Source organism: Pelomicrobium sp. G1 (genome assembly GCF_051905455.1).
Taxonomy (GTDB): Bacteria; Pseudomonadota; Gammaproteobacteria; order Burkholderiales; family UBA6910; genus Pelomicrobium.
On sequence record NZ_JBQACR010000006.1, the window covers coordinates 167,410 to 174,358 of the forward strand.

The following is a 6,949-nucleotide window of genomic DNA, read 5'->3' on the forward strand; positions in this document are numbered from 1 at the left end:
TTTGATTCGATCGTTAAGGAGAACGGCCGTGAGCAGCGCAGCCCCCGAGCCGCCCAAGCCCGAAATCCCCGACCCCGTGGAACTCGCCCGCAATTTGAGCGACATCGCCCAGCGCTCGAGCAAGGTACTGTCCGAGTTCGTCTCCCGGCAGGCGACCCAGGGGCAGCTCGGGCTCGCCGACGAGCTGGGCATCGCCAAGGCGTTCATGGACATGGCGGCGAAGCTGATGCTGGACCCCATCAAGCTCGCCCAGGCCCAGGTGAACCTGTGGCAGGACTACATGGCCCTGTGGCAGAACAGCTTCCTCAAGATGCTGGGCCACGAGGTGCCGCCGGTGGCGGCGCCCGCCAAGGGGGACAAGCGCTTCCAGCACGAGGCGTGGGAGGACCACTTCCTGTTCGACTACATCAAGCAGTCCTACCTCATCGCTGCCCGCCACCTGCACAACGTGGTGGGGAGCGTGGAGGGGCTGGACGAGCAGACGGCGAAGAAGATCAACTTCTACACCCGCCAGTACATCGACGCCCTGTCCCCCAGCAACTTCGTGCTCACCAATCCGGTAGTGTTCGACGAGACGGTGAAAAGCGGCGGCCAGAACCTGCTCAAGGGGCTGTCCAACCTGCTGGAGGACCTGGAGCGGGGCAACGGGCAGTTGCGCATCAAGATGACCGACCCGGAGGCCTTCAAGCTGGGGGTGAACATCGCCACCACGCCGGGCAAGGTGATCTACCAGAACGGGCTAATGCAGCTCCTGCAGTACCAGCCGGCAACGGAGACGGTGTTCAAGCGTCCGCTGCTCATCATCCCGCCCTGGATCAACAAGTACTACATCCTGGACCTGCGGGAGAAGAACTCCTTCATCAAGTGGGCGGTGGAGCAGGGCCACACGGTGTTCGTCATCTCCTGGGTGAACCCGGACGCGGAGCACGCCAAGAAGACCTTCGACGACTACCTGCTGGAGGGCCCCCTGGCGGCGCTGGAGGCCATCGAGCAGGCGACCGGTGAGAAGGAGGTGAACGCTATCGGCTACTGCCTGGGCGGGACGCTCCTCGCCTGCACCCTGGCGTATCTCGCGGCCAGGCGCCAGTCCTCCCGCATCGCCAGCGCCACCTTCTTCACCACCATGATCGACTTCTCCGAGCCGGGCGAGCTGGAGGTGTTCATCGACGACGAGCAGATCGCCGCTCTGGAGCGGCGCATGCAGGAGCGCGGCTACCTGGAAGGCCACGAGATGGCCACCACCTTCAACATGCTGCGGGCCAACGACCTGATCTGGTCCTTCGTGGTGAACAACTACCTCCTGGGCAAGGACCCGTTCCCCTTCGATCTCCTCTATTGGAACTCCGATTCCACCCGCATGCCCGCGGCCATGCACAGTTTCTACCTGCGCAACATGTACCATCGCAACCTGCTCAAGGAGCCGGGTGGCATCCAACTGGCGGGCGTGCCCATCGACGTGTCCAAGATCAAGACCCCGGCGTTCTTCGTGTCCACGGTGGAGGATCACATCGCTCCGTGGAAATCCACCTACGCCGGGGCGCGGCTGCTCTCCGGTCCGGTCACCTTCGTGCTGGGGGGCTCGGGCCACATCGCCGGGGTGATCAATCCCCCCGCGGCGGGCAAGTACGGCTATTGGGTGAACGACCGGCTGGTGCCGGATCCGGAGACCTGGTTCCAGGAGGCCCAACACCAGCCGGGTTCCTGGTGGACCCACTGGGCGGCCTGGGTGGAACCCTTCGGGGACGGGCGGGTTCCCGCCCGGATTCCGGGGGCGGGCAAGCTCAAGCCCCTCGAAGATGCTCCCGGCTCCTACGTTCGGGTGAGAACCGACGGGGGAAACGAGTAACCGGAAAAGCGACGCCGGCGCCCGCCCGGCGGGCGCCCAAAACCCGGAAGTGACGCGAGGAGGGGAACCGATGACCGATTTGAGCGTTCAAGTGGCGCCCCAGCCCTACAAGCTCGTCAACCGGGTTCGCTTCGTCACGGCGGCAAGTCTCTTCGACGGCCACGACGCCTCCATCAACATCGTGCGCCGGCTGCTCCAAGCCCACGGCGCGGAGGTGATCCACCTGGGCCACAACCGCTCGGTGGAGGAGATCGTCACCGCGGCCCTGCAGGAAGACGTCCACGCTGTCGCCGTCAGCTCCTACCAGGGCGGCCACATGGAGTTCTTCAAGTACATGGTGGATCTCCTCAAGGAGCGGGGCGGGGCGGGGATCAAGATCTTCGGCGGCGGGGGCGGGGTCATCATCCCCAGAGAGATCCGGGAACTGGAGGCCTACGGGGTCACCCGCATCTATTCCCCCGAGGACGGGCAGAAGCTGGGGCTGGCCGGCATGATCCGGGACATGCTGGAGCGGGCGGACGCGGACCTCACCCGGGACTGTCCCAAGGATCTGAAGCCGGTGCGCGCCGGCGACCGGCGGGCCCTGGCGCGGCTCATCACCGCCCTGGAGAACGAGGCCCTGGAGCCCGCGCTGCGGGACGAGCTCAAGCGGGGCGCGGCGGCCAAGGTGCCGGTGGTGGGCATCACGGGCACGGGGGGCTCCGGCAAGTCGTCCCTCACCGACGAGCTTATCCGTCGCTTCCGCCTGGACCAGGAGGACCGGCTGCAGATCGCCGTCGTCGCCGCCGATCCCACCCGCCGCAAGACCGGCGGGGCGCTGCTGGGGGACAGGATCCGCATGAACGCCATCGACTCCCCCCGCATCTACATGCGCTCCCTGGCGACCCGGGTGGCGGGGAGCGAGATCCCCGCCACGCTGCCCGACATCATCGCCCTGGTGAAGCTCGCGGGCTTCGACCTGGTGCTGGTGGAGACCTCCGGCATCGGCCAGGGGGACGCCGCCATCGCGCCTCTGGCCGACGTGTCGATCTACGTGATGACGCCGGAATACGGGGCGGCGAGCCAGCTCGAGAAGATCGAGATGCTGGACTTCGCGGATCTCGTGGCGATCAACAAGTTCGACCGCCGCGGCGCGCTGGATGCTCTGCGGGACGTGTCCAAGCAGGTGCAGAGGAACCGCGCCGCGTTCGGCAAGAGCCCCGACGAGATGCCGGTCTACGGCACCATCGCCTCCCGCTTCAACGACGACGGGGTCACGGCCCTATACCAGGGGCTCGTGGGGCTGCTCTCGGAACGGGGCTACAAGCTCCCCCCCGGCCGGCTCTCGCGGGTGGAGGGACGACATTCCACCGGCGCCGCCTCCATCGTGCCCCCGGCCCGGATCCGCTATCTGGCCGAGATCGCCGAGACCGTGCGCGGCTACCACCGGGAGGCGGAGCGGCAGGTGGCCATTGCCCGGGAGCGGCAGCAGTTGAAAGGCGCCAAGCGCCTCCTGGAGGAGGCGGGCAAGGACGCCTCCCACCTGGAGCCCCTGATCGAGGCGCGGGAGCGAGCCCTAGATGCGCGCTGCAAGAAGCTCCTGGAGCTGTGGCCCCGCACCCGGGAGGTCTACGCCGGCGACGAATACGTGGTGAAGATCCGGGACAAGGAGGTGCGCACCACCCTGCACCACGCCACCCTGTCCGGCACCCGGCTGCCCAAGATCGCCCTTCCCGCCTACGGGGACGAGGGGGAGGTGCTCAAGTGGCTGCTCAAGGAGAACGTGCCGGGCAGCTTCCCCTACACCGCCGGCGTGTTCGCTTTCAAGCGCGAGTACGAGGATCCCACCCGCATGTTCGCCGGCGAAGGCGATCCTTTCCGCACCAATCGGCGCTTCCACTATCTCTCCAAGGACTCCCAAGCCAAGCGCCTGTCCACCGCCTTCGACTCGGTGACCCTGTATGGCTTCGACCCGGACGAGCGGCCGGACATCTACGGCAAGATCGGCAACTCCGGGGTGTCGGTGGCGACCCTGGACGACATGAAGGTGCTCTACTCGGGCTTCGACCTGTGCGATCCGCTCACCTCGGTCTCCATGACCATCAACGGGCCCGCGCCGACGATCCTGGCCATGTTTTTCAACACCGCCATCGACCAGCAGCTGGAGAAGTTCGAGCGCGAGAACGGCCGCCCGCCCACTGAGGACGAGCAGGAGAAGATCCGGGAGTGGGTGCTTTCCACCGTGCGCGGCACGGTGCAGGCGGACATCCTCAAGGAGGACCAGGGCCAGAACACCTGCATTTTCTCCACCGAGTTCGCACTGCGGATGATGGCGGACGTGCAGGAATACTTCGTCCGCCACAACGTGCGCAACTTCTACTCCGTGTCCATCTCCGGCTACCACATCGCCGAGGCGGGGGCGAATCCCATCACCCAGCTCGCCTTCACCCTGGCGAACGGCTTCACCTACGTGGAGGCCTATCTCGCCCGGGGCATGCACGTGGACGAGTTCGCCCCCAACCTGTCGTTCTTCTTCAGTAACGGCATGGATCCCGAGTACGCGGTGCTGGGGCGGGTCGCCCGGCGCATCTGGGCCACCGCCATGCGGTTCAAGTACGGGGCCAACGAACGCTCGCAAAAGCTCAAGTACCACATCCAGACCTCGGGCAGGTCGCTGCATGCCCTGGAGATCGATTTCAACGACATCCGCACAACCCTCCAGGCCCTGATCGCCATCTACGACAACTGCAACTCGCTGCACACCAACGCCTACGACGAGGCGATCACCACGCCGACCGAGGAGTCGGTGCGCCGAGCCATGGCGATCCAGCTCATCATCAACCGGGAATGGGGGCTCGCCAAGAACGAAAACCCCAACCAGGGCGCCTTCATCATCGAGCAACTTACCGATCTCGTGGAGGAGGCGGTGCTCAAGGAGTTCGAGCGCCTGTCAGAGCGCGGCGGCGTGCTGGGGGCGATGGAGACCGGCTACCAGCGGAGCAAGATCCAGGAAGAGTCGCTTCTCTACGAGACCGAGAAGCACGACGGGACGCTCCCCATCATCGGGGTAAACACGTTCCTGAACCCCAACCCCAAGCCGGCGGCGGAGGCGATCCAGCTCGCCCGCTCCACCGAGGAGGAGAAGCAATCCCAGCTCAAGCGCTTGCGGGACTTCCAGGCGCGCCATGCCCACGAGGCGGGGCCCATGCTGGAGCGGCTCAAGCAGGCGGCCATGGGGGGCGAGAACGTGTTCGCCGTGCTCATGGACGCGGTGCGGGTGTGCTCCCTGGGGCAGATCACCCGCGCCCTGTTCGAGGTGGGCGGGCAGTACCGGCGCAACATGTAGGCGGGCCCGTGCGCATCCCAGGCAGCGCGTTCCTCGTCGCCGGCGGTGCCTCCGGGCTCGGCGCCGCCACCGCCCGGATGCTGGCCGCCGAGGGCGGCTCGGTGGTGATCTTCGACTTGAACGAGCCCGCGGGTGCCGCCCTCGCGCAGGAGCTGGGTGGCCGTGCCCGGTTCGTGGGCGGCAGCGTGACCGAGGAGGCGGCGGTGCAAGCGGCGGTGGCGGCGGCAGCCGAATTGGGGCCCTTGCGGGGCGCGGTCAATTGCGCCGGCATCGCGCCGGGGGAGCGGGTGGTGGGCAGGCAAGGACCCCACTCGCTGGAATCTTTCAACCGCACCCTCCAGGTGAACCTGGTGGGCACCTTCAACGTGCTGCGGCTCGCGGCCGCCGCCATGAGCGCCCTGGAGCCCCTGCCGAGCGGGGAGCGGGGCGTGATCGTCAACACCGCTTCAGTGGCCGCCTTCGACGGCCAGATCGGCCAGGCGGCCTACGCCGCCTCCAAGGCCGGCGTGGTGGGCATGGCGCTCCCCATCGCCCGGGAGCTCGCCCGCTTCGGCATCCGGGTGATGACCATCGCCCCGGGGATCTTCGACACCCCCATGGTGGCGGCCATGTCCGAGGAGCTGCGGGCGTCCTTGGCGGCCCAGGTGCCGTTTCCGCCCCGGCTGGGGCGGCCGGAGGAGTATGCGGCCTTGGTGAAGCACGTGTTGGAAAACGAAATGCTCAACGGCGAAGTGATCCGCCTGGATGGGGCGGTGCGCCTGGCGGCCAAGTGAATTCTTCTTTCATCCTCATCCTTTTTCCTCCATGGCCTACGAAAACCTGATCCTGGAACAAGTCGAGCACGGCATCTACCGCCTGACCCTCAACCGCCCGAAGGCGCTCAACGCCTTGAACCCCGAGACCCTCGCCGAGCTGGGCGCCGCGGTGGGCGAAGTGGCGGCGGACCCGGCGGCGCGGGCTCTGCTCGTGACCGGTGCGGGGGACAAGGCCTTCGTGGCTGGCGCCGACATCTCCCGCATGGTGGACATGAACCCCGAAGAGGGCCAGCGCTTTTGCGAGGCGGCTCTTCAGGCGTTCCGCGCCATTGAGCGGCTGCCCATTCCCGCCATCGCCCTGGTGAACGGCTACGCCCTGGGGGGCGGATGCGAGCTGGCTATGGCCTGCGATTTCATCGTCGCCTCGGAAAACGCCGTCTTCGGCCAGCCCGAAGTGAACCTGGGCATCAATCCCGGCTTCGGCGGCACCCAGCGGCTCCCCCGCCGGGTGGGCACCGGCTTGGCCCTGGAGCTGCTCCTCACCGGCCGCCAGGTGAAGGCGGAGGAGGCGAAGCAAATCGGCCTAGTGAACCACGTGGTGCCCAAGGATAAGCTTCAGGCCTTTGGCCTGGAACTCGCGCGCCAGATCGCCGCCAAGGCGCCCCTGGCGGTGCGCTACACCAAGCACCTGGTGCACCGGGGGAAGGACCTGGACCTGGACAACGCCTGCGCCCTGGAAACCCAGGCCTTCGGGCTCCTGTGCGCCACCGAGGACAAGCGGGAAGGCATGCGGGCGTTCCTGGAGAAACGGCCGGCCGTGTTCCGCGGGCGCTGAGCGATCGCACCCGCGCAGGACGCGAGCATAAAAAAACGGGCGGTTTCCCGCCCGTCCGGATTGGCCGGCCTCAGGCTGCGGCCCGCAACGGCATCTCGACGCAGAAAGGCTCGTCGCCGATCATCCGGGTCTCCTCGGTCCAGGGCAGCCCCTTCGCTTCCGGGTGGACCCGCCGGACCTCTGCCTCG

Annotated in this window: 4 protein-coding genes; all 4 read left to right on the forward strand. The window is 67.2% G+C overall.

All coding sequences use genetic code 11. The features are described from left to right. The first annotated feature begins 28 nt into the window (after positions 1–28). The 4 genes from ACTFO6_RS08160 (at position 29) to ACTFO6_RS08175 (ending at position 6,761) form a co-directional block, all read left to right on the forward strand. Positions 29–1,846 (forward strand): PHA/PHB synthase family protein, encoded by a 1,818-nt coding sequence (locus tag ACTFO6_RS08160; protein WP_439933952.1) that lies wholly within the window; start codon positions 29–31, stop codon positions 1,844–1,846. Positions 1,847–1,916: 70 nt separating this feature from the next. Then, positions 1,917–5,171, forward strand: coding sequence for a fused isobutyryl-CoA mutase/GTPase IcmF (gene icmF, locus ACTFO6_RS08165; protein ID WP_439933953.1), 3,255 nt, complete (start codon positions 1,917–1,919; stop codon positions 5,169–5,171). A gap of 8 nt (positions 5,172–5,179) precedes the next feature. Next, the gene (locus ACTFO6_RS08170; protein ID WP_439933954.1) at positions 5,180–5,944 is read left to right on the forward strand and encodes an SDR family NAD(P)-dependent oxidoreductase; all 765 of its coding nucleotides are present in this window, start codon (positions 5,180–5,182) and stop codon (positions 5,942–5,944) included. A 31-nt stretch (positions 5,945–5,975) separates the two neighbouring features. Further along, positions 5,976–6,761 (forward strand): enoyl-CoA hydratase-related protein, encoded by a 786-nt coding sequence (locus ACTFO6_RS08175; protein ID WP_439933955.1) that lies wholly within the window; start codon positions 5,976–5,978, stop codon positions 6,759–6,761. Positions 6,762–6,949: the final 188 nt, after the last annotated feature.